The sequence below is a fragment of the Bacillus sp. ILBB4 genome (assembly GCF_035064545.1).
Taxonomy (GTDB): domain Bacteria; phylum Bacillota; class Bacilli; order Bacillales; family Bacillaceae_H; genus Priestia.
On the sequence record NZ_JAIQVD010000002.1, the window covers coordinates 566,082 to 589,816 of the forward strand.

The following is a 23,735-nucleotide window of genomic DNA, read 5'->3' on the forward strand; positions in this document are numbered from 1 at the left end:
CTCGTACGTTCACTTCTGCTTATTTACTTAATAACTCAACCGTTTCACGAAGCGTTGTTTTGGCTCCGACATTTCCAGGGAAAATGATGTACGCAATGCCCGGAAACTTGCTTTCCTCTCCCGTTACCCATACCGGAATGCCCGGCTTGATTTGTCCAGCAACCGTCGCACGCTTTACGGATAAGCCGTTTACGCCAATATCACTTGACGTAATGCCGCCTTTTGCGACGATAAAGTTTGGACGAACGTTTAAGCGGCGAACAATGCTTGTAACCGCATCTGAAATTTTTACCGATAATTTAAGCTCTTCTTCTTTTTTGCCTTCGCCAAGATCTAAGCGCTCGCGTCTTGTATACACAGCTACCGTTTGACCTTTAGAAATAAGCTTCTCTGCTTCATTGATAATACGATTCACTTCTGCTTCAAACTTTTCAGGTTCTAAGACAAGATGACAATCAAATTCAATAAATTCAATGAAGCTGCATTTCTTTAATTCTTCTAACTGCTCTGTTGTTTTTTTAACATGCGAACCAACCATAATTAATCCGCCGTTTGACGACTTTTCTTTAATGAGCTCTTCTTTTGTTAACAGGTCTTTGTCGCTCACGCCGCCCATCACTTTTGTTAGAGCCGCAGCGCTTCGATACATAAAGTGCTTCCCAAGCTTCATCGCGCGAAGAAACGCAATCGTCACAACTTTCACGTCTACATAATCCACTGCATTCACGATTACTTTGTTAAAGTCTTTCACTTCTATTAACTGATTTGTGATCGTCACTAAATCAAGTGCACGAATGCTCCCGAGCGAAATATATGTCGTATGACTTGCTTTGAATTTCCCTTCTGACTTTTCTTCTACCCATTCGCCTAAATGAGATTTACTGTAGCCAAACGTACGGTCTTTTGCAAACTCCGTTTCTCCTGCCGGCACTAAGTAGTCTTCATCCTGCACGTAGTGAATGTTATCAATCGTAAATCGTCCGCCTTCTTTAAAGAAAGGAAAAATCACTTCGCCGTCGAGCACTTGATTGGAGTGCTGTTCAACCGTTTTCTTTAACACTTCTGTTTCTAACGGGTAGTGACCGCGAAGAGTGGAATCACCTCTGCTGATAATTAAAAACTCTTTATTTACTTCAGCCGCTACCTCTGTAATAACAGCGGCAATGTCCGCGTGGGCTTTTTCCGTTTCAGAAGCGGTAAATCCACGTGAATTTGTTAGAATAAAAAACATGGAATTTTCTTCTAAAAACCCTTGCTTGATGCTGTCTTTGCTCCAGTCTGTATACACGGAAATGCCGTTAACCGTTTGAACACCAGTTGGATCATCATCTAGCACAATGATTTTTTGGTTAAACGTCAGCAGCTCTTCGTCGAGCATTTTTTGTACAAGTGCTTCATCGACTGCTGGAATGTTTTTAAACACGTCGCTTACAAGACGTTTCTCATCTTGTTTAATCATGCTTCCACCTTCTTTTTCACTTCAACGTTTGCTAATTTTTCATAGTACTGTACAATTCCGCCGTGATCATCACTTGCTTTTCCGTCTACTTTTAACGCGTGGAAAATTTCCACAAGCTGACTTGAAAGCGGAAGCGGTACGCCAATATCATGAGCCGTTTCCATCACGTTTGTCATATCTTTTAAGTTAATATCAATACGTCCGCCTGCTACAAAGTTACGGTCTAAAATAAGCGGCACTTTTGCATCTAATACAGCGCTTCCTGCTAACCCGCCGCGAATTGCTTGATACATTTTTTCCACGTCAATGCCTGCTTTGGCTGCTAGTACAAGCGCTTCAGACATCGCTGCAATGTTTAAGTTTACAATTACTTGGTTCGCAAGCTTCGCCGTTACGCCGCTTCCGTTTTCTCCAACAAGCGTTATTTCTGCTCCCATCGCATGAAGAATAGGTGAAACGCTTTCAAAGATGTGCTCATTTCCTCCGACCATAATTGCAAGCGTGCCGTCAATTGCTTTTGGCTCTCCTCCGCTAACCGGAGCGTCTAGCATGTGAATTCCTTTTTGTGCAAGTTCAGCCGCAATTTCTTTTGATGCTACCGGTGAAATGGAACTCATATCGATGATAACGCTTCCTTCTTTGGCGCTATGAATTAACCCTTCTTCTCCAAGAACCACGCTTTTTACATGATGTGAAGCCGGAAGCATCGTGATCATCACGTCGCTGTTCACTGCAACTTCAGCAAGGCTTTCTGCTCCAAATCCTCCTGCTGCTTTTACTTCTTCTACTGCTGCTTTATTAATATCGTAAACCGTTACCTCAAAGCCTGCTTTTAATAAATTGAGCGTCATCGGTTTTCCCATAATTCCAAGTCCAATAAATCCAACGCGTTTTGTCATTTTCGTTTCCTCCCCTTGTTGTATACGTTTTCAAATACGTTTTAAAAAAGAATGTATACGTTAAAATATTTTTTGTATACATTTCTGATAATTTTGTATACACTCATCATATTCGCATTCTATTTATTTGTCTAGCCTTTTTTTAAATGAAATTTATTTCCAAAAGCGAAACTTTCCGTCCCACCTTTTCGCAAGTTATAGTATGATTTGGGTATACGCGTACAAAATGATAAAAACTAAAGAGAGAAAGAGACGAGATTTCCTCGTGTCGAATGCTAGAGGTGAAGCAGAGTATGTTAAGAAATCAAGGTTCTCGTTCGTCTCATCACCCTTCTTATGAGATGATTCGAGATAAAATTTTAAATGGTGAGCTTGAAGGCGGTACAAAAATCGTCGAAGAAAAATTAGCGAGCGAGCTTGGATTCAGCCGAACGCCGATTCGTGATTCCATTAGACGCTTAGAATATGAAGGACTGATTGTTCGAAAAAAAGTGGTGTCGCCGACAGAAAAAGATCTACGCAACTTGTTTGAAGTGCGAATGCTGCTAGAAGGCTCAGCTTCTAAAGCTGCTGCAACTTTTTTATCTGATAACGAATTAGAAGAGTTAAAGGAATGCGTAGACATCGGAAGAAACGGCTCGTTTGAAGACATTATGAGCGCAAATGAACGTTTCCACGCTATTATTGTGAACGCAAGCAACAATGACGTCATGATTAATATCATCGACCGCATGCAGTCGATCATTTACTTATTCCGTCATACCGTGGTATTTTACAACCGCCCGTTTTTAATCGACGAACACGAAGACATTTATAACGCTATTAAAGAACGCAATGCTGAAAAAGCGGAAGCATTAATGCAAGAGCACCTTCAAAAAGACTTAGAGTTTTGCCTGCACTTGCTTCAGCGAAGACAATAAAAAAGCTGCCGATTGGCAGCTTTTTATACGTACATCTTTTCTTTTACAGAAATATCAGCTAACTGTCCGCTGCTGTTGTTGAACACCACGTGTTTTTTTGAAAACTTCGTTGGCGAATCAATACCGGCTGCTGCGGCTAAATTAAACAACCCTTCACGTAATGACAGCACGTAGTTGCACACGCGGTATGATTTTTCTTCAATAATAAGCGCTTTTTGCAGCTTTGGATCTGTTGTGGCTACGCCTACTGGACAACGGTTATTGTGACAAACCTGCGCTTGAATACAGCCAACAGAAAACATAAAGCCTCTGGCAATATTAACGCAGTCGGCACCCAGCGATAAAGCCGTTGCAACTTTATCAGCTGTTAACAGCTTGCCCGATGCAAAAAGCTTCACTTCATCACGAACGCCATACTTTTTAAGCAGTTCATCCACAAAAGGAAGTCCTGAAAACAGAGGTACGCCCGCTCCGTCTGCTAATTCTTGAAACGATGCGCCTGTTCCTCCTTCTGCTCCGTCGATCGTAATAAAATCAGGACCGCTTCCCGTCTCTTTCATATACGCCGCCATTTCTTCAAGATCATTTGTGTTTCCGACAACCATTTTAATGCCTACTGGCTTGCCGCCCACATCTCGAAGCTTTTCAATAAACTGAAACATTTCAGGATACGATGCGAACTCTTTGAAACGGTTTGGACTGTCTACCGATTCTCCTGGCTTCAAGTTGCGGATTTTTGCGATTTCTTCCGTTACTTTTGAACCATCCACGTGACCGCCTCGCGTTTTAGCTCCTTGGGCAAGCTTGATTTCAAACGCTTTGATTTGCTTCATTTCACTTTTCTTTTTAAACTCTTCCCATGAAAATTCGCCTTCTTTTGTCCGAACGCCAAAAAGCCCTGGACCAATCTGAAAAATGATATCAACGTTTCCTTTTAAATGATACGGTGACAGTCCGCCTTCTCCCGTGTTCATCCACGTGCCGCCTGCTCGTCCTAATCCTAGTGATAAAGCGGTAATCGCGTGGTCACCAAGCGCTCCAAAGCTCATGGCTGATTGACCGATTAATCCTTTTACAACAAACGGCTTTTTGCATGAAGGCCCTATAACGATCGCATCTTCATCTCGCAAATAAAATGGATCCGCTTCTTTTTCTTCTCGGTGCTCTCTTCGGCTGAATAAGTTATCCGCGTCCATTTTATATACTTTTGTTTTGATTTTTTGCGTATTATCCGCTTTCATTTCGTCGCGCTGCTTTGGAAACACCGCGTTTCGAATATAATATCCCGGTTCATTAAAATCACGCTCTGAGCCAAACCCCATCATTCGATTCAAATATTTACCTGATTTAACGGTTTGTTCATATTGATTTCTAGAAAACGGCTTGCCTTCGTTATTATTTAAAAATAAATACTGACGCAGTTCAGGCCCCATTTTCTCAAAAATATAGCGCATCTTCCCGAGCAGCGGATAGTTTCTCAAAACCGAATGCTCTTCTTGTTTTTCATCTTTCATCCAAAGAATAATAGCGATAATAACCGGCACTACAATCACAAGCATCATTACCGCGCCAAAAATAAGTAAAATGATTTCAAACGCTCCCATGATATCCCTCCTAAAAAGACTCTCCTATGCGGAGAGTCACTGATTAAAGCATTCTGCTTAGTCCTTTACGAAGCGGCGGCATTTCGAGCTCATGTTCTTTAAAGAATTTTTTCATGATATGTTTTGAATAATTGGCTGCTTGTCCGAATGAAATTTTGCCTGGAAGCGGCGGTTCATCCGCGACAACCACATCGATGACAACAGGGACATTCGCAAGCGCTGCTTTTTCAAATGCTGTTTCGAGCTCCTCGTGTTTTTCAACGCGATAGCCAATCCCTCCGCACGACTCAGCGAACTTCGCAAAGTTCATTTCACCAAGCTGCGTTTGATAATCCAAGTGACCTTGAAGCGCTTGTTCATATTTAATCATCCCGATTTCACTGTTATTAAGGACGACGACAACAATCGGCAGCTTGTACTTCACAGCCGTTACAAAGTCTTGCATGACCATCGTAAAGCCTCCGTCACCGCATACGGCTACTGATTGTTTTTCAGGATGAGCAAGCTTTCCTGCAATGGCTGCCGGAAGTCCGCAGCCCATCGTTGCCAGCCAGCTGGAAACCACAAATTTTTGATTTGTCATGCGGAAATGTCTTGCCATCCATACCGTCACGTTCCCAACATCAACAGATACAATCGCATCATCATCAACGATTTTTTGAAGCTTAGGAATGACTTGCTGCGGCTTGATTGGCGTACTCACTTCATTTTCTTCTTTTTCTACGTGTTTCCACCAGTTTTCCATATTAACTTGACATTCTTCTAGGAACCGGCGGTTTTCTTGATAATCTAAATTATGCGTAAGCTGTGACAGCGTCGTTTTAGAGTCACCGACTAATCCGATTGATACAGGATAGCGTCTGCCAATTTGTGTGGCATCTGAGTCCAGCTGGATTGCTTCGGCTCCATCTGGTAAAAACTCACGGTATGGATACGAAGTCCCAACCATAATTAGCAAATCGGTTTCTTCCATCGCTTCATACGCAGGCTTCGTCCCGAGCTGGCCGAGCTGTCCTAGATTATAAGGGTGACGGTCAGGCAGTATTCCTTTAGCGGGAAGCGTAAAAATAACCGGAGCCGCAATTTTTTCCGCAAACTGCGCCAATTCAAGCTTCGCGTGCTTTGCACCTGTTCCTGCTAAAATAACCGGTTTTTTTGCATATTTAATCGCTAAAAGCGCTTTAGCTATATCTTCTGGGTCACTTTGAGAAATCGATTTTGATACATTAGCAATTGGCGTTTTTGAATCAATTTTAATTGTTGAAGACGGAATATCATCTGGAATAACTAAGACAGCGACACCTTTTTTAGCATAAGCTGTTCGAATCGCTTGCTGCAGCAAATGCGGAAACGATTCAGGCGAGTCTACTCGGTGATTAAACACCGACACATCATCAAAAACACGTTCTAAGTTCACTTCTTGAAACGACTCGTTGCCAAGCTTCGCACGTGGCACCTGTCCGGCTAATACTAACACCGGTGCTCCGTCTGCTTTCGCATCATATAAGCCGTTTAGCAAATGAATCGCACCCGGTCCTCCAATCGACAGACACACACCGATTTTGCCCGTGATTTTTGCGTAAGAAGATGCCGCAAGTGCACCTACTTCCTCGTGGCGGACTTGAATAAATTCAATTTCGTCTTTTTCACTGCGCAAGTTATCCATAAAATGATTGATTGAATCTCCCGGCATACCGAAAATGTGATCAATATTCCATTCTTTTAATACAGACATGGCTGCTTTTCCAGCCGTAGTTTTTATCATATTCAGCCTTCCTTTCTTTAACGTTGTTTCTATTCCATACCACAATGAAAGAAAGACAAAACAAGGGACTTTCCCGTTTTTATGGAAAAGTCCCTTGTTTTCAGCTGAATAATTTAAATAAACTAAATTTTTTCATCGGCTCAGGCTCCAATTGATGAACCGGACGGCCGTCGATAATCGCTTCTGCATTTTCAATAAAAAAATAAAGTTCTGAAGCACCGTACATATCGGAAATGTAATCATACGCTTTTGAAAGTGAATAGTCGTGGTAATTGCGAGCATGAACGCCAGAGGCAATCACATGGGCTAAGCGGTATTTAATAAACGTAAATGCCGCTTTTCTTTCTTTTTTTCCGTTTAAACCGAGAATACTAGCGGCGCTTAGCTGAACGAGTACGCCTTTTTTAACAAGCTCATACAAACGCTCAGGGTAATCTCGGAAAATTGGGTGACATTCTGGTGAACGAAGAATAGGCACAATGCCTTTTGTTAGAAGATCAGACAGTATCTTTTCAAAATAAGGTGAGACATCATAGTCAGGCAGTGAAAGAAATAAATATTTATCGGTGTGATTAAGTGTAAGAAGCTGATTTCGCTCATAGTTTCGCAGAAGCTGAGGCGATAAAGGGACAAGCTGACCTGGTAATACTTGAAGAGGAATATATGAATTCGTAAGCAATTCATTGGCTGCATTTACGTAGAGAAATAAATGGTGTTTCATAAACTCTTGATCGCTATCATAAAGCGGAGTGGCGACCACGGATTGAACGCCTTGATCTGCTAACGAACGTGCCATCTTCAAAAAGCCGTCTACTTCCTCAGGTCCGCTATCGATATTAGGCAATATGTACGTATGAATATCAATCACTTTATTTCCCTCCCTGCGTTTTGTATAGCTCTATTCTACGACGATTTCTACTGTGAAACTATGTATTCTTCTCGACATTTACCACCACGAACCCCGGAAAACCGCGTACTTTCCTGTTACCTACTTAACTAACAATATTTTACTATCACTCTATGTGAAAACGCAAACATAATTTGTAAAATAACTCCAAATAATAATGAGAAAAGAAGGGACTGAAATAGGTCTTTGTATGCAAATACCCCGATTAAACGAATGTTAATCAGGGTACAAAGGGAAATATTAAAAGATCCCTAGGAATTTTGTTTTTTTGATGCGTTCAGGCGGTAGGGTTTGAACGCCTTGACCATTAAATATAGATTCAGCGTTTTGCATCAATAGCTGAGCTGTCTCAGCTCCTTTTTCTTTTACAATCACATCGTAAGCTTGACGCAATGAATGCTGCTTGTAGTTATCCAAGCTTGTACCAGAGGCAATCACATGAGCAAGATTATGTTCAAGAAACTGCATCGCAGCTTTTTTAGCAGGCTTGCCATTTTTGCCAATAATACTATCTGATGATAATTGTACAATAGCACCTTTTTTTACGAATTTATATAATCCATTTTTATGTTCTAAAAAGTATGGATGGAATTCCGGTTGGCTAATGATAGGAACAATTTCTTTTAACTGAATTTCATATAACAACTGTTCAAGGTAATCAGGTTCTTCCTGCTCAGGAACAGTTAGGAGAATGTATCGTTCATTGGAAGCAAGCATAGCTTCACGGCCGTGGTACGATGCGGCGAATGCACGGTCTGCAATCACTTCCGTTCCTTCAACGATTTTAAGAGGGATATTATTATCTTTTAACATTTGATTCACTTCTTTTACATAGAGAGAAAGAGAAGGGTTCGTTTTTTTATCTAAAGTGGTCGCTACTGCCTTCACGCCTTGATTAACTAAATATTTAGCAGCATCTAAAAACTGCTGCTTGCTGCCTTCTAATCCTGGTAACATGTGGGTATAAATATCTATCACAAAATCTTCTCCTTATTTTTAGACAATTATCTGGAAATTCTAACATTATATTCATTATTTTAGCACACTTGTCTTATCTGAATAATAACCTTTAGGACCATAACAAAAAGCCTATTTATAACAAATAGGCTTTTTTGAATTAAAATATACCTAGAAATTTCCCTTTCTTTACCCGCTCTGGTTGTTCTTTAAAGATAGCCTTACCCTCGACTATATAATCTGCATTCTCGATGAACTTATAAAGTGCCTGTGTTCCAAAGTGTCTAGATACCTTATCGTAAGCTTTAGGTAAAGTATAACTCTCATAAGTATCCGCACATACACCTGAAGCAATTAGATGTGCTAGACCTTTATCGATAAAAGTTAAAGCAGCTTTTTTTTCTTTCCGACCATTTTTACCAATTATACTATCTGATGATAACTGAACAACAGCCCCTCTTTTTACAATTTCATAAAGCTGATCAGGGTTCTCGAGAAATATTGCATGACGTTCTGGTTCATTAATAATAGGGATAATCCCTTTTAACTGCAGCTCATAGAGAATCTGTTCATTCAAGATATTCGTGTGCTCGTTTGGAAGCTGTAAAAACATGTATTTCGTAGAATGATTAATTGGAAGGTGTACATTCTTTTCAAATGTTTGAATAAGACGGTCATGTATCATTATCTTCTGCCCCGGAAGAATAATAAGAGGAATAAAAGCGTGCTGTAATTGTTTATTTGCCGTGTCTACATACATCATAATACTTTGTTTCTCTAATTCTTGTCCATTATAAGTGGGCGCAACAACCACACTCTTTATACCTTGATTAACCAACGATTTTGCCATTGTTAAGAAAGTATCAACATCACATGGACCATCTTCTAAATTAGGCAAGATATTAGTATACAAATCTATCACAGCGATTCCTCCTTTAATGACTATGCTTATTATAAATTAATATGTATTATCTTAATACTTTCTTGAAAATTTTTCAATAAATTCAAATTATTCTTACATAACTTTTACACGCCAGGCGTTTGAAAATTATATATTAGTTATTCACTTTACCTTTTTCTTCTATGGAATTAAAAAACCTGCCGAATGACAGGTTTAAGAGTTCGTAAAATATTCTTTTAAGTAGGTTGCCCATGCTTTATTACCTTTTTTAGTTGGAACATGCTGTTTTTGTACTAGATAATCTAATATTTTCTCTGATCTATAATCAGGCCAAGCACTCCAATGGTTTAAGTATTCGTATCCCTTCTCTTCAGCAAAATCTTTTAAGGCTTCTGCTTCTTTCGGATAATTAGTGGCGTTATATACAGGCTGTGAAGGCTGCAGAATCGTCACAAGATTTGAATTAGAATTTGTCACATGAGACATAATAACATTTAAGTTATCTAGCGTATTTGTAATACCTACTGTACCATTGTCATTCAATAAAAATGGCTCAAATAATAATACATCTGGCTTCTCTTTTATAATATCCTCATATTCTCTATTTCGAACAAAATCTAATGTGGTAGTGTTTTTATACTCTAACACTTTCACATTAATAAGTGAACCATATGTATTTTTTAATGTTTCTTTGAACATAGCGGGCCAGCCTGTTGAATCTATCGATGTTGCCTGTGAACCCACAATTAATAAATTCATCGGTTTTCCTGATTTTTTTGCTTTTTCAAGCTTAGCTATTATAGATTTGGGAAGGTTTTTAGTATATTCTTCCCTACTTCTATTCTTTGTTTTACTTGATACCTCGTTTGATATAGCTGTATTTCCTACAAAATTTGATGTTTCTGCAGCTGTTTGCTTATTCCAATACAACTTACCTCCAACTATAGTCCCGATAAGCACAACAATTGCTATAATATTTACCATTACTTTCATAAACTAACTCCCTTATTTTTTTACTTGTCTTTCCATTATAATATATTTTTTACTTATTTTTTATAAAAAATAAGTAAAAATGACAATTTTTTTGATAGAATGTAAGAATAGTTGTGTACTTTGTCACATAATGTAGGACGCAAGCTATATACCCAATAAAATTGTAAAGGACGAGAAAAATGGAAACAGAACAAGACCTACAGCGCAAGCGTAAAAAACGAAAATCGAAAAAGAAAAAAGGATTTAAAATTGCATTAGCTATCATTATTCTTCTTATTCTTGGAGTGGGAATCTATGGATATTCCGTGTACAGTTCAGTAGCAAATACCTTTGATAAGACGCATGAGCCTCTAAGCCGAGAAAAATCTGAAAAACGCTCTGAAAAAGTAAGTCTAGCAAAACATGAGCCTATTTCAATTTTGCTGCTGGGAGTCGATCAGCGCGGAGCAGACCGTGGACGTTCAGATTCACTGATGCTGTTAACGGTAAATCCTGACAAAAAAGCAGTTAAAATGGTTAGTATTCCTCGTGATACGCGTACTGAAATTATCGGCAAAGGAAAAGAAGACAAAATCAATCATGCCTACGCATTTGGCGGGGTTGATATGTCGATTAAAACAGTAGAAAACTTCTTAGATGTACCAATTGATTATTACATACAAGTAAACATGGAAAGCTTTAAAGATATTGTAGATGCAGTTGGAGGCGTAACGGTAAACAACACACTAGATTTCACATATGAAGGTCATCACTTCGAAAAAGGAACGCTCGAATTAAACGGGACAAATGCTCTAAAATACTCTCGTATGCGTTATGACGATCCACGCGGTGACTTTGGTCGTCAATCTCGCCAGCAACAAATCATTCAAGCCGTCATTGACGAAGGCGCAAGTATCAAATCTTTGACGAATTACGGTACAATTCTAGATGCGATTGGAAATAATGTTAAAACCAATCTTACGTTTGATGATATGAAAGAAATTCAATCAAACTATAAAGAAGCCCGTAATAATGTGGAGCACATCCAGATTAATGGTACAGGTGAAAAAATCGATGGTATTTACTACTATAAAGTACCAGATGCAGAACGTACAAAGATTTCACATACTTTAAAAGAAAATTTAAATTTAAAATAAATTAATTTAAAAAAGCTTTTTATATGATATATTATATAAAAAGCTTTTTTAAACACATGCGCATATTATTAGCACGTATTAATAGTTGTATTATAATTTCTTTTATAACACTCCTTTGACAATTATGAATTTTAACCAAACTAAAAAATAGCGTGGACCTCTACCAATTCGGTAAAGGTCCACGCTATTTTTACATTTAATTACTACCGTAATAGTAGTAATAATCTTTCGACTCAATTTTGCGGTTATTCAAAATAACACCTAATAGCCTAGCTTTAGCATTAGTTAATAATTCTTTAGCTTTTTGAGCAGCATTTCTATCTGTTGTACCGCTACTGACAACTAAAAGTGTGGCTTCAGCCTTGTTAGACAAAATTTGAGCATCTGTTACAGCCAAAGTAGGTGGGGTATCAAACAAGATAAAATCAAAGTTTTCATACATTATTTCCAACAACTCATCCATATTTTTAGAAGCCAAAAGCTCCGAAGGGTTTGGAGGAATTGGACCACTTGTTAAAATTGATAGGTTAGGAATATCAGTTTGGTAAACAGCCTCTAACAATTTCGTTTTTTTAGTTAAGACATTTGTAAATCCAATGTGGTTCTCTAATCTAAACGAGAAGTGTACTGTAGGCTTACGAAGATCGGCATCAACCAATAAGACCTTCTTACCTTGCTGTGCATATACAATAGCTAAGTTAGCAGCAGTTGTTGATTTCCCTTCACCCGGACCAGAAGACGTCATTACCAAAGAACGAATGTCTTCATCTATACTAGAAAACTGAATATTGGAACGTATTGTGCGATATTGTTCAGCTACTGGTAACTTAGGATTAGTATGAGCAACTAATCGACGCTTTACTGTTAATGCTTTATCGTTGATTTGATTCTTTTTACGAGCCAATTGATTCCCCCCTTACTCTACTACTAGCTTGATTAGAAACTCGAGATGATCTAGAAGGAGAGGCCGGAATTTCCTCAATATTTGCTACAATACCCATAACTGGGAGGTCTAAATACTTCTCAATATCTACTTCCGTTTTAATTGATTTATCAGAGAATTCCAACACAAATGCAGTTGCAATGCTTATAATTAACCCTATTACGATACCAATTAAAATATTTAAAGCTGGTATTGGTTTAACAGGTTTAATATTTTCTTTAACTACAGCTTTAGACAATATATTTACATTATCTACGTTCATAACCTTAGATACTTCTGCCTTAAAAACTTTAGCTGTTTCATTCGCAATTTTCGCAGCCATCTCTGGTGATTTGTCCTCTACTACTATTTCAACAATCTGAGATTCTTCAGCACTCGTTACTGAAATTTGTTTATTGAGCTCGTCCGTACTTTTTTCTAGGTTTAGGTTTTTACGGACTTTATCCAGAACAGTAGGACTTTTAATGATCACGTTATAAGTATTAATTAATTGAACATTTGCCTGCAATTCAGTAGTATTATAGATTTGTTGCTCAGACTTAGTTTGATTTACAAGTAACTGTGTTTTCACGTCGTACATTGGCGTTAAAACGAAAAAGGTAAGTACTGCACTGACTATTGCAGTAATAACTGTAATAAGCCCGATAAGCCAAAGACGCTTCTTTAAAGCCTGAAACAACTCCTTTAAAGTAAGTGTTTCTTCCATGATGACCTCCAATAAAAAAGTTAAATTCACATAACCTCTATTATAATAGAGTTTGTATACAACATCTATATTTTTTTATAAATTTTAGATAAAAATAGAAAAAAACGTCAAGATATTCAAATTAAATTGAATCTTTTTACACTAAAAAAATATTAAAAACAAAAAAATACTGCTTTTTTTAGTTCTTTAAACCTACTATCTCATCAACTTTCCCCATGACATTAGACTCCAACAGCTCAATTGCTTTATCACTATCCTGTAGAGAAGTTCCCTTAACTGCAAAATAAAATTTAGCTTTAGGCTCTGTTCCTGATGGACGAATTGTAAACCAAGAACCATTTTCTAGATAGAACTTTAACACGTTTGATTTTGGTAAATAAATGTTTTCAGTGCTATTAGTCTCTAAAATTGTTTTTTGACTAATTTGATAATCCTCAATTGCTACTACTTTAACACCAGCAACTTCTGTAGGCGGTGTTTTTCGGAATGAGGCTAAGATATTACCTATCTGTTCTGCCCCATCTTTTCCTTTTAAAGTCAATGATTGAAGTGATTCTTTATAAAAGCCATACTGCTCAAAAATTTCTAGTAGTCCTTCATACAAAGACTTTCCTTGCATTTTATAGAAAGCAGCTACCTCCGCAGCAAAAATTGCTGACTGAACTGCATCTTTATCACGAACAAATTCTCCTATTAAATATCCATAGCTCTCTTCATACCCAAATTCAAATGTATATTCTTTCGTTTGTTCAAATTCATTAATTTTTTCACCTATAAATTTGAAACCAGTCAGAGTATCAATTGTATTCAGCCCAAAACTCTTGGCAATTGCACGTCCAATTTCAGAGGTTACTATAGTTTTAACCACGACGCCATTTTTAGGTAGAATCCCTTTTTCTTTCTTTTGAGAAAGTAAATAGTGAAGCATAAGTGCACCCATTTGGTTTCCTGTTAGCACGACATAATTATCATTAGTGTCTTTTACAGCAATACCTAAACGATCTGCATCTGGATCTGTTCCCATCAAAATATCAGCTTCAATTTCCTTACCATATTTAATTGCTAATTCAAATGCTGCATGCTCTTCGGGATTAGGTGATTTGACTGTTGAAAAATTTGGATCAGGTAGTTCTTGCTCTTTGACAACTGTAACATTGCTAAAGCCGAAAGCTTCCAATCCTGCACGAACTAGTCTATTAGCTGTGCCATGCAATGGCGTAAATACAATCTTTAAGTCTTTTCCTAATTTTTCAACAATTTTTCGGTTAAGTTGTATAGTTTTTAACTGTTCAATATACGCAGAATCTATTTCTTGACCAATGTACGTTAACAATTTTTCTTCGAGCAGTTGAGTTTCGCCCATTACTGGAATTGTTAATTCATTTTTTACTGCGTTAACATAAGTGATAATTGTATCTGCAACTTCTGGAGGAATTTGCCCTCCATCTTCTCCATAGACTTTATAACCGTTATATTCCGGTGGATTGTGACTTGCTGTAATAACAATACCTGCAAATGCATCTAAGTAACGAACTGCAAAGGATAATTCAGGCGTAGGTGTCAATTCCTCAAATATATATGTTCTAATGTTATGCTTCCCTAGTACTTTTGCAACCTCTAGAGCAAATTCAGGTGACTTATGACGCGAATCATAGGCAACAACTACACCTCTTTTTTTTGCTTTTTCACCATTCTCTTCAATATAATTCGCTAATCCTTCTGTTGCTTTACGGATCATATATAAGTTTAAACGGTTCGTACCTGGACCTAGTTCTCCTCTCATACCGCCTGTTCCAAATTCAAGGTTTTTATAAAATGCATCTTCTACTTCTTTCTGGTTTCGTTGCATTAATAAAAGCTCTTCTTTTAATTCACTTTCTAAATGATCAAATGTTAGCCATTTCTCTAGCTGTGTTTGCCATGTCATAGTTACGTCCTCCTTTATTGTTAGGATGTGAAGCAATTAATTCTAAATTTCCTTTAATAGAAAAGTTATCTATTCCGTTCGGCAAGATAAAGTGATCACCTTTCTTCAAAGAAAACTCGTCTCCTTCTATAACAAGTATTCCATCCCCCTTAATAACACTTGCTAATATAAAGTGCACACCGTGGGTTAATTCCAAGGAGGATTGAACGTCCCACTTATAAACAGTAAAATAATCTTCCTCTACAAATGTTGTAATTGTGTCTCCATTTACCTTTGCAATTGCAGGTTCTACTTTCTCTGCTACGTGTGGAACCGTGGTCACTTCAATTGCTTTATTTAAATGAAGCTCACGTAATTGTCCATCTTGACCAAGACGATTATAGTCATATACGCGATATGTGGTATCGGAATTTTGTTGTGTTTCTAATACTAATGTTCCTTTACACAAAGCATGTATTGTACCACTTGGAACATAGAAGAAATCTCCCGGTTTAATCTTTACCCTTTGTAAAAGATGATTCCAGTTTCCTTCCTCAATTAATTTGACTAGTTCATCCTGTGACTTTGCATGATGGCCAAAAATCATCTCTGCATCTTCTTCACAATCAATAATATACCAACATTCTGTTTTACCTAGCTCACCATTTTCATACTCACCTGCATATTCATCATCTGGATGAACTTGTACTGATAGATCATCATTTGCATCTAAGATTTTAATTAATAGTGGAAAGCGGTCACTCTCAAAACAACCGAAAACTTCTGGTTTTTCTTCCCATAACTGTCCTAATGTTTTCCCCTGTAATTCACCATTTTCAACAACATTTTGACCATTCGGGTGAGCTGAAATAGCCCAACATTCGCCTGTTTGATTCGAAGGAATATCGTAGCCGTAAAGCTCATTCAACTTCGTTCCCCCCCAAATTCTTTGTTGAAATAAGGGCTTTAAAAATAATGGTTGTTTCAACACTTACACATCTCCTCTGATACTGTTTACTAAAATATATGTATTGTCTTATTTAAATTTATAACTAGGTTTTTAAGCTTATAAGTTATAAAACATGCTGGAGTTAAAAGGTAAAAACAAATAAAGAGTAGGTTCAAGAATACCTACTCTTTATTGAGTATAATTAAGCCTTCTTTAAACTCAGTATATGTTCAGTTATTTCTTCCCAAGTCATGAATAAGCGGACAATGTCCTCTTCAATTAATTGTGAGCCTGTTTGAACTTCAATGATTTCTAAATCAGTACTAGCTTTTATGGCATGCTTGTCCCCTGATTTAATTTGAAGAACATCACCAGGTTTCACTGTAATAAGCTTATCATTTAAGATGAACTCCCCTTCACCTTTAATAATAGTCCATACTTCGTCACGATAATCATGTAATTGATAACTTAAGTTTTTACCAGCATCTACACCAATTCGTTTTGTTAGGACTTCTTTTCCTTGTTCAAACTTCGTATAATCTAATACTCGATACCAACCCCAACGACGCTCCTCGTACATAGGACGATTATCGAATTCTCCCACTAGTTCTTTAATTCTTGGACTAGCTTCTTTATCAGAAACCAAGATACCATCTGGGCTAGATGCGACAACTAAATTAGAAGCCCCTAACACGGTAACTGGAATATCAAGTTCATTAATTAAATGAATGTTTTTACTGTCCTCACTAATAACACCCTTACCAATTTGACTTGTTGCCATTTCTTCTGTTAATGTATTCCAAGTACCCAAATCTTTCCAGTATCCATCATATGGAAGAACAACAATCTCTTCTGCTTTTTCTACTACCTCATAGTCAAAACTGATTTTAGGAAGCCCTTCATACTGTTTTAACAACTCATCGTATTGAGTTGGCAACCCTTTCTCTTCTAAAATTGAAATGACATAGCCTAATTTAAAGGCAAATACTCCGCAATTCCACAACGCACCTTCGTCGATTAGAGTTGCTGCTTTATCTTCAGATGGTTTTTCTGTAAAACGATTTACTGGCAAATAATCGTTTGTATTTTCACTATTTGCCGGTACAATATAGCCATATTTAGCTGAAGGATAAGTCGGTTTTACTCCTATTAATGCAAGCTGAGCATCACTACCATGTACAGCGTTTTCTAAGTCTTTTACACGGTTAAAAAAGCGATTCTCCACATAAGGATCTACAGGTAACACTGCTACCACTTCATCTAGCCCTGTGGCTTGTACACTATATAAATATGTAGCAGCTAAAGCGATAGCTGGAAAAGTATCTCGACGACAAGGTTCTACAATTAAATCCGCTTTGTTATCTAATTGACTATGAATCATGTCTACCTGTGACTTACTAGTAGCTAATACTGCCGAATCAGCTAACCCCACATTTTCTAATTGTTTCCAAACCCGTTGTACCATAGATTGTAATTCTTGATTATCATCTTCTAACACTTTTAAAAATTGTTTAGATCTAGCATCATTTGATAAAGGCCATAGTCTTTTTCCTGAACCACCTGATAAAAGTATCGTTTTCATTTAATTACCTCTTTTCTTCGCAACATATTCTTGAATAAAAATCTTAAAAAATAAACTATCATTTATAAAGTATCTTCTAAACATGCGTTTAGGTTCTTTGATAAAACGATAAAACCATTCTAGACTGGACTTTTGCATCCATACAGGTGCTCTTTTTACAGTACCAGCGATAAAATCAATTGATGCACCTATCTGTAAAGAAACAGGTACTTTTAGTTCTGATAAATGATTATAAATGAAAAATTCTCCTTTTGGAGAACCTAAAGACACTAGTAACATATCAGGTTGGTAATCTACGATTTTCTGTATACATTCTTGCAGCACAGTAGGATCTTTTTCAAATCCAAAAGGAGGTGAAAAACCCTTAATTGGAAAATCATAATTAAAATCTTTTTGTATTTTTTCTATTGCTAAGTCTGCTACACCTTCTCTAGAACCAAAAATAAAAACTTTAAACTGCTTTTTTTGAGCTAATTTAAATAGCTCTGGAGTTAGATCTGAACCAGATACTTTTTCTTTCAATTCAGACTTTAATACTTTAGATGCTTGCACGATAGGCATCCCATCTACTAAAATTAAGTTTGCATTATCGTACACCTGTTTGAATTTTTCATCCTTATAAGTATTTACAATATGGTCAACATTTGGAGTAACAACGTAACTATATTGGTTATTTTTTTTATTGTTTTCAACTGTGTCTTCAATTTTATTAATAGCCTCTAGCATGGTTAAATTATCAAAATTAATATCAAATAATTTAACTTGATTAGTTGTCAATACACTCATCCTTTTATATCCATTCTTTGTATGATTTTTTCTATTTTTCTCGGTAACTTATCAGATGAATAATGTGTTTCAAATGTATTCATCGCATTCACTGATAAATCTTTTAACATATTTGGATTAGACTTTATAGTATTTAATTTGTTTATAAACTCATCGCTATCATCTGCTATTAATATTTCTTTTCCATTTTCCCAGAGAAGTCCCTCCGCACCAATTGACGTAGAGATTACAGGTATACCTTTTGCGAAAGATTCAATAATTTTTACACGCTGTCCGCTTCCTACAAAAAGAGGTACAATACTGATATCACATAACTCTATATATTCATCTACATCATCTACATAGCCAGTTACAAAGACATTTTCTCCATTGTGATACGACTGAATAAAAGTAGGTGGTTTACTTCCTACAATGTAAAGCTCGTATTCCGACTGTTCTAACTTTGGCCATACATTCTCCATAAACCATTTCAAGCCATTTTGATTGGGATACCATGACATGGACCCTAAAAATAATAGTTTGAATTTTCCGCCTTCATGCTTTTTAGGTTCATATCTTTTATTTAATTTTATATGAATGGGCAAAACTGATAATTTTTCTTTTGAAACTCCAAATTCATGAAACTCCTGCTGATCGTTTTTACTTAAGCAGATAATTTGAGAGGATTCGTGCATAGATTGAATTTCGAATTTTTTTAATTTTGAGTATTCATAAGACCCTAGTATCTTTTTTACAGGGCTGCTTTCTGTTTCAATAAAACGCTTAAAGATTAAGCTTTCTACATTGTGCTGATCTAATAATATGGGAATATCATTAAAATGTTTGTTATATACCATCATCGGCAAATGATCAACGTAAATAAAATCGTAAGTATTCTTCTTTATGTAAGTTAACAAATACTCTTTAAAGCGATTATCATAAAATTTATTAATACTATAAGGCCACGCACTAAAAAGACTGCTTGCATAATCTTTTATAAAAGCTGATTTAGAGGAGCTTCTAACTAAAGTTTTAACAACTACATTTACGTTATCAGTAATATCATTTAAAGCATCTACATGTTTTAACTCATCCTGTGAGTTAGCAAAGCAAAGTAAATCAATATTGTAAATCTTTGATAAAGCTACGATTGTATTATAGCTTTTTATCTTCCCACCATTATCTAACGGGTAAGGAATGAGGTTTGTGATGAAAAGAATCTTTTTCATAAGTCTCACTTCTCCCTAAATCTTTTCGTTGACAATAAAACTTCTACTTTAAATTTAAAGTAGAAGTTTTTTAACTGAAACAATTAAATCATTTTTTATTAATTTAACTAATGAATAGATTAAAAACATACCAATTACTACAATTGGTATAAAAAACTCAAAGGCAGTTACATCCTTAGACAAAACATAAAAATAATAGATAACTAATAATGTTGTAACTAGCAGTAGGTTGGTGAATTTCTTAGTATTCTTCCATTTATGATTTTTAATTGCTGGCACATAGGAATTTACACCTACTATAAATAAAACCATAACAATGAATTCTGTAATAATTGTTGCAAAAGCTGCTCCATAAACCCCCCAAAGGTTAATGAAAACAATATTTAAAACAATACTTACTATTGCACCTGTCATTTGATAATATGCTTTTTTTACCACATGTTTTTCTGTCACTAAAATACTGCCAAGGTTATTACAAAGTAACCTAAATGGAATCGTTATCGATAAAAGCATCAATATTAAACTTGCTTCTGCATAACGCTCTCCAAATAACAATGGAACGACAAATGAAGAACAGCCTGCAACTGCAAGCATAATAATAATCCCAATTGTTACAACAATTTTACTTCCCTGCTTGAATAACAGAGACATTTTCTCTTCATTGTTTTCTCCCCATCTATGAACTTTAGGAATTAGATAACTTTGATAAAAAGTGGTAGGAAACAGATAAATGACATTCAATATGGTAAAGGCTACATTATATAGTGCAACACTTTCTTCTCCGCTCATTAGACCTATAATAAATATATTGCTTTGAAAGTAAATAGAATAAAAGACAATTGTTGAACCATAAGGTAATAAATACTTAAATGCTGTTTTCGTACTAGTTTTATCATCTATGGCCCGATTTTCATAGCGTGCATGTCCTTTCAATTCTACTTTTCGTTTATATAATCTTCTTATTATTCTAAAGTAAACATAAATTAATATAAAAGCACCTAATGCATAACCTACCCCAATGAACAACAGGTTTGCACCAATAAATGAAGCAGCGAGTACTACTAAAAATCTCAAACCCTGTACAGAAAACTTTAGCAAAGAAAGTTTTTGATATTTTTCTTCCAATTGATATACAGCCTCAGCGGCAGTTGAAAAAGTTAAAGATAATAAAATTGAAATAAATATAATTGTAAGGATTTTCGTTGAATCCGATACAGACATATAGTACGTAGAAACTAGTAGCCCGATAATAACGATACTTGCAATTATTAGATTAATTTTAATTGTAGGCCTTACCCATCTATGTGCCTTCCATCCCTCAACTCCAAAGGCGCGTAACCAATTCGATCCAGCTCCAAAGGCAGCTGCCCCTCCTAGAATAGTTACAATATTAATAGCTGAAGTAAACGAACCGTAATCTTCTACTTTTAATATGCGTGCTAATAATAATTGGGTGAAAAAGGCTATGCCCACAGCTCCAAATTGGGATATCCATAGAACAGAGATATCTAGGAGATTTTTATTTTTGCTACTAGCTAACTTTTTCTTTAATGACATCTAAAAAACTCCAATTAAGCCGATTTGATAGTTAAGTCTTTATCAATCAGCTGAATTTTATTATTGCCTTCCTCTTGAACAAAATAACTAATCTTAGGAGAATAATTATATACAAAACATTCTTTATTTAAATACTTAGCTGCTACAGCTACGTGCAACCTAGAAGTAAAAACTACTTTACTTTCATTTATTAATGCAAGTTTCTCTTCGTAGTTTGTACAGTCATTGTACTCAACAGATATATTACTATTAAGCTTTTCAATGCTTCCTTTTAAAGAGATACTCAGCTCTTTATCTCTCACGGAATCAGTATCCATAATTACGATTCTATTCACTTCGTGATCTTCACATAATTTAATAGCCATTTCTGATACAGGCAATAATTCAGAACCTATTGTAGTACTTGAGTAGTCGCTTAAGTCGCGCCATGCTAATACAAGACTATTATTATTTGTTTTCACTGGCAAAGAACTCGCCAATATCTCTAATGTTTGATTTGCAGGATCCTCTACTAGCTCAATTGATGCTTTTGATGATTTCTTTTTCCAATTTGAAGCTTTCTTTAACGATGTTTTATCTCTAAACGTTAAAATGCTTGAAATGTTAATAAGCTTTTTAGTCTTAAATAATCTTGAAGTCTTGCTAAGATTACCGATCCCTACCCCTAAATAACCAACTTTTTTGCCTAATAGCTTTGCATAAAGCATATACTTAAAATATCCGTCCCCATCTTCATCCGTAAAGCAGGTGCCCCCGCCCCAAAAAACTGCTTTGCTGTTTTGGGAAGCTTTTTTAAAAAGCTGAAATTTACCGAGCTTGGAATCAGGCCAAATCCAGACCTTCACATTAGGGTAGGCTTCTGTTGATAACCAGCTCACCTCTCGATAAGCTAAAATATTGACTTTCAAATCATGCTTTTCGAATTCATCTAACAAACTCTTTAACATAAGGTCATCGCCAAAATTATCCATACCATAATAACCTACAAGAGTAATTTCACTACCTATGTCAACAACACTTAAAAAATTAGTTCCTAAAGTCATAACTGTCCCAACCTTGTTTGTTTATGTTCTTCATAAATTTTTATAGAGAATATACAAATTATCACAAATAAAATAAAAGTTTGATTGTTATTATTTGCCCAGCCAGTAAAGTTATAAAGAAAGATGTTAATTATACTTATGGCTACTGCTAATGCATAGTATGAATGTTTACCTTTTTGAACAATTACTGTTGTCATTTTAAATAACACAGTCCCCAATAGACTCACATAACACAAAGCAAAAAAGATACCGCCTTCAGCAAATAATAATAAATACATATTGTGAACGGGTTGAGTATACGCAAACCCGCTTCCCATTGTCGCTACTGTATCTGTATAATTATTAGGGCCTACTCCTAAAAAGAAGTTCTTAAAATTATCAGTTATAATACTCCAGCTGATAACACTTAAATTGCCTCTATAGCTCGCTTGATATAATAAATCTGAGTCTCCAAATCTCTCTATCAAAGCATCTGAAAATACAAAGACGAATGTTAAAATAGCCAACGTAAAAATAGATAGATACCACAGGAGCTTATTTGCAGGCTCATCCGTTCTATACCGAATAATGGATGTTCCTACAAATCCCAGAAAGAAAGTTGCTAACATAATTACAATTGACGTTCTTGCATTTGTTAATATGATTAACGATGCACAAAGCAAAATTGAGAAAAACACTAAACTACTTCTGATCTTTGTTTTCTTTTCTGAATTCAAATAATATAAAAGAAGAAAAGGCATTATAAGCGTTAAAAAAGCACCTAATATACCAGGGTGCCCAAGCGTACCACTTAAACCTTTTTCAGCTGCACCAAATACAGTTTCTGCCCGAAATGGGTTTTTACTTTCTCCAAGTATACGGAAGCCCGCATATTGACCAGTAATATATTGAGTAATTCCAATTCCAAATTGTACTGGCAAAAGTAAAATAACCCCTTTTAAAAAGAAGTCCCATATAGAAGAAAAATTTAATTTAAGCATCATAAATACAAAAAGCGTCATAAATATTAACCTTACAACAGTATAAGATGCTGCTGGTTTATTATCTGCAAAGAAAAATGAGATAATTGAAACCAATGTAAATGATACAAACAATACAATTTCTAGAGAGCTTAATTGTCTGTGTGAAGCTAAATGCTTATCTGTAACTTCTCTTAAAAAGACTGGAAATAAAGCAAGAAGTATTAGAAAAAACTGATTGATAACTAAAGCTCCTCTTAATCCACCCGGGTGACTTGCAGAAAATCCTCCATTAAATGGATACAAAGGAAATTCGATATTAAAAGCTAGAGTAAAAAAGAATAAAATAATTAATGTCTTTTTAATACCTGAGAAATTGAGTAAAAGGAGCATGATTGAGCCTAACAAAATAACAGCAAACATACCTACTCCGATTAAAAAATTTTTATAAGCAACAAATGATAAAAAAGCAACAAGAAAGATGCTTATCAAAACACTAAATAGAATAAGTACTGTTTTATTACGTTCTTTTATAAACATAGTTAAAGAATTCAT

The 23,735-nt window shown here is 35.9% G+C and carries 20 protein-coding genes; 2 read left to right on the top strand and 18 right to left on the bottom strand.

Translation table 11 applies throughout. The annotated features are described in order from the left end of the window. Positions 1 to 19: 19 nt before the first annotated feature. Both LAV82_RS09125 and garR read right to left on the bottom strand, forming a co-directional pair. Complete coding sequence (locus LAV82_RS09125) at positions 20 to 1,459, bottom strand: four-carbon acid sugar kinase family protein (RefSeq protein WP_499715930.1); 1,440 nt, start codon at positions 1,457 to 1,459, stop codon at positions 20 to 22. Next, positions 1,456 to 2,358 (bottom strand): 2-hydroxy-3-oxopropionate reductase, encoded by a 903-nt coding sequence (gene garR / locus LAV82_RS09130; protein ID WP_211078234.1) that lies wholly within the window; start codon positions 2,356 to 2,358, stop codon positions 1,456 to 1,458. Before garR ends, LAV82_RS09125 begins: the two co-directional genes overlap by 4 nt. A gap of 293 nt (positions 2,359 to 2,651) precedes the next feature. Here garR and LAV82_RS09135 point away from each other — a divergent pair, with 293 nt between their 5' ends. Continuing rightward, the gene (locus LAV82_RS09135; protein ID WP_095379802.1) at positions 2,652 to 3,278 is read left to right on the top strand and encodes a GntR family transcriptional regulator; all 627 of its coding nucleotides are present in this window, start codon (positions 2,652 to 2,654) and stop codon (positions 3,276 to 3,278) included. A 23-nt stretch (positions 3,279 to 3,301) separates the two neighbouring features. Here the strand turns inward: LAV82_RS09135 and LAV82_RS09140 are convergent, their stop codons facing one another. From LAV82_RS09140 to LAV82_RS09165, 6 genes are all read right to left on the bottom strand, one after another. After that, positions 3,302 to 4,882, bottom strand: coding sequence for an FMN-binding glutamate synthase family protein (locus tag LAV82_RS09140; protein ID WP_499715931.1), 1,581 nt, complete (start codon positions 4,880 to 4,882; stop codon positions 3,302 to 3,304). A gap of 43 nt (positions 4,883 to 4,925) precedes the next feature. Next, positions 4,926 to 6,647: a pyruvate oxidase gene (locus LAV82_RS09145; RefSeq protein WP_499715932.1), complete on the bottom strand. Its 1,722-nt coding sequence runs from the start codon at positions 6,645 to 6,647 to the stop codon at positions 4,926 to 4,928. Positions 6,648 to 6,747: 100 nt separating this feature from the next. Beyond that, the gene (locus LAV82_RS09150; RefSeq protein ID WP_499715933.1) at positions 6,748 to 7,515 is read right to left on the bottom strand and encodes a tyrosine-protein phosphatase; all 768 of its coding nucleotides are present in this window, start codon (positions 7,513 to 7,515) and stop codon (positions 6,748 to 6,750) included. 279 nt (positions 7,516 to 7,794) lie between these two features. Next, positions 7,795 to 8,532, bottom strand: coding sequence for a CpsB/CapC family capsule biosynthesis tyrosine phosphatase (locus LAV82_RS09155; RefSeq protein WP_499715934.1), 738 nt, complete (start codon positions 8,530 to 8,532; stop codon positions 7,795 to 7,797). A gap of 139 nt (positions 8,533 to 8,671) precedes the next feature. Next, positions 8,672 to 9,433: a tyrosine-protein phosphatase gene (locus LAV82_RS09160; RefSeq protein WP_499715935.1), complete on the bottom strand. Its 762-nt coding sequence runs from the start codon at positions 9,431 to 9,433 to the stop codon at positions 8,672 to 8,674. Between the two features lie 192 nt (positions 9,434 to 9,625). Then, positions 9,626 to 10,405 carry an SGNH/GDSL hydrolase family protein gene (locus LAV82_RS09165; RefSeq protein WP_499715936.1) on the bottom strand — a complete coding sequence of 260 codons (780 nt, stop codon included), beginning with the start codon at positions 10,403 to 10,405 and terminating at the stop codon, positions 9,626 to 9,628. Positions 10,406 to 10,584: 179 nt separating this feature from the next. On the opposite strand from LAV82_RS09165, the gene tagU reads away from it, so the two are divergent. Further along, the gene (tagU, locus tag LAV82_RS09170; protein ID WP_499715937.1) at positions 10,585 to 11,541 is read left to right on the top strand and encodes a polyisoprenyl-teichoic acid--peptidoglycan teichoic acid transferase TagU; all 957 of its coding nucleotides are present in this window, start codon (positions 10,585 to 10,587) and stop codon (positions 11,539 to 11,541) included. Between the two features lie 196 nt (positions 11,542 to 11,737). Here the strand turns inward: tagU and LAV82_RS09175 are convergent, their stop codons facing one another. The 10 genes from LAV82_RS09175 to LAV82_RS09220 all read right to left on the bottom strand — a co-directional run bounded on the left by LAV82_RS09175 (position 11,738) and on the right by LAV82_RS09220 (position 23,735). Beyond that, entirely contained in the window at positions 11,738 to 12,445 is a 708-nt protein-coding gene (locus tag LAV82_RS09175) for a CpsD/CapB family tyrosine-protein kinase (RefSeq protein ID WP_499715938.1), read from the bottom strand. Beyond that, positions 12,435 to 13,190: a YveK family protein gene (locus LAV82_RS09180; protein ID WP_439866563.1), complete on the bottom strand. Its 756-nt coding sequence runs from the start codon at positions 13,188 to 13,190 to the stop codon at positions 12,435 to 12,437. The genes LAV82_RS09175 and LAV82_RS09180 overlap by 11 nt, the downstream gene beginning before the upstream one ends. Positions 13,191 to 13,368: 178 nt before the next feature. Then, entirely contained in the window at positions 13,369 to 15,117 is a 1,749-nt protein-coding gene (locus tag LAV82_RS09185; RefSeq protein ID WP_499715939.1) for a phospho-sugar mutase, read from the bottom strand. Beyond that, positions 15,077 to 16,084, bottom strand: a complete 1,008-nt coding sequence (manA, locus tag LAV82_RS09190; RefSeq protein ID WP_377536103.1) for a mannose-6-phosphate isomerase, class I — start codon at positions 16,082 to 16,084, stop codon at positions 15,077 to 15,079. The genes LAV82_RS09185 and manA overlap by 41 nt, the downstream gene beginning before the upstream one ends. A gap of 163 nt (positions 16,085 to 16,247) precedes the next feature. Next, complete coding sequence (locus LAV82_RS09195; RefSeq protein ID WP_499715940.1) at positions 16,248 to 17,627, bottom strand: sugar phosphate nucleotidyltransferase; 1,380 nt, start codon at positions 17,625 to 17,627, stop codon at positions 16,248 to 16,250. Then, entirely contained in the window at positions 17,628 to 18,404 is a 777-nt protein-coding gene (locus tag LAV82_RS09200; protein WP_377536090.1) for a WecB/TagA/CpsF family glycosyltransferase, read from the bottom strand. 5 nt (positions 18,405 to 18,409) lie between these two features. After that, the gene (locus tag LAV82_RS09205) at positions 18,410 to 19,621 is read right to left on the bottom strand and encodes a glycosyltransferase (RefSeq protein WP_407819105.1); all 1,212 of its coding nucleotides are present in this window, start codon (positions 19,619 to 19,621) and stop codon (positions 18,410 to 18,412) included. Positions 19,622 to 19,675: 54 nt separating this feature from the next. Further along, on the bottom strand, positions 19,676 to 21,178 hold the full coding sequence (locus LAV82_RS09210; RefSeq protein WP_499715941.1) for a flippase: 1,503 nt from the start codon (positions 21,176 to 21,178) through the stop codon (positions 19,676 to 19,678). Between the two features lie 14 nt (positions 21,179 to 21,192). After that, the gene (locus tag LAV82_RS09215; protein WP_499715942.1) at positions 21,193 to 22,221 is read right to left on the bottom strand and encodes a polysaccharide pyruvyl transferase family protein; all 1,029 of its coding nucleotides are present in this window, start codon (positions 22,219 to 22,221) and stop codon (positions 21,193 to 21,195) included. After that, positions 22,218 to 23,735 carry an O-antigen ligase family protein gene (locus LAV82_RS09220; protein ID WP_499715943.1) on the bottom strand — a complete coding sequence of 506 codons (1,518 nt, stop codon included), beginning with the start codon at positions 23,733 to 23,735 and terminating at the stop codon, positions 22,218 to 22,220. The genes LAV82_RS09215 and LAV82_RS09220 overlap by 4 nt, the downstream gene beginning before the upstream one ends.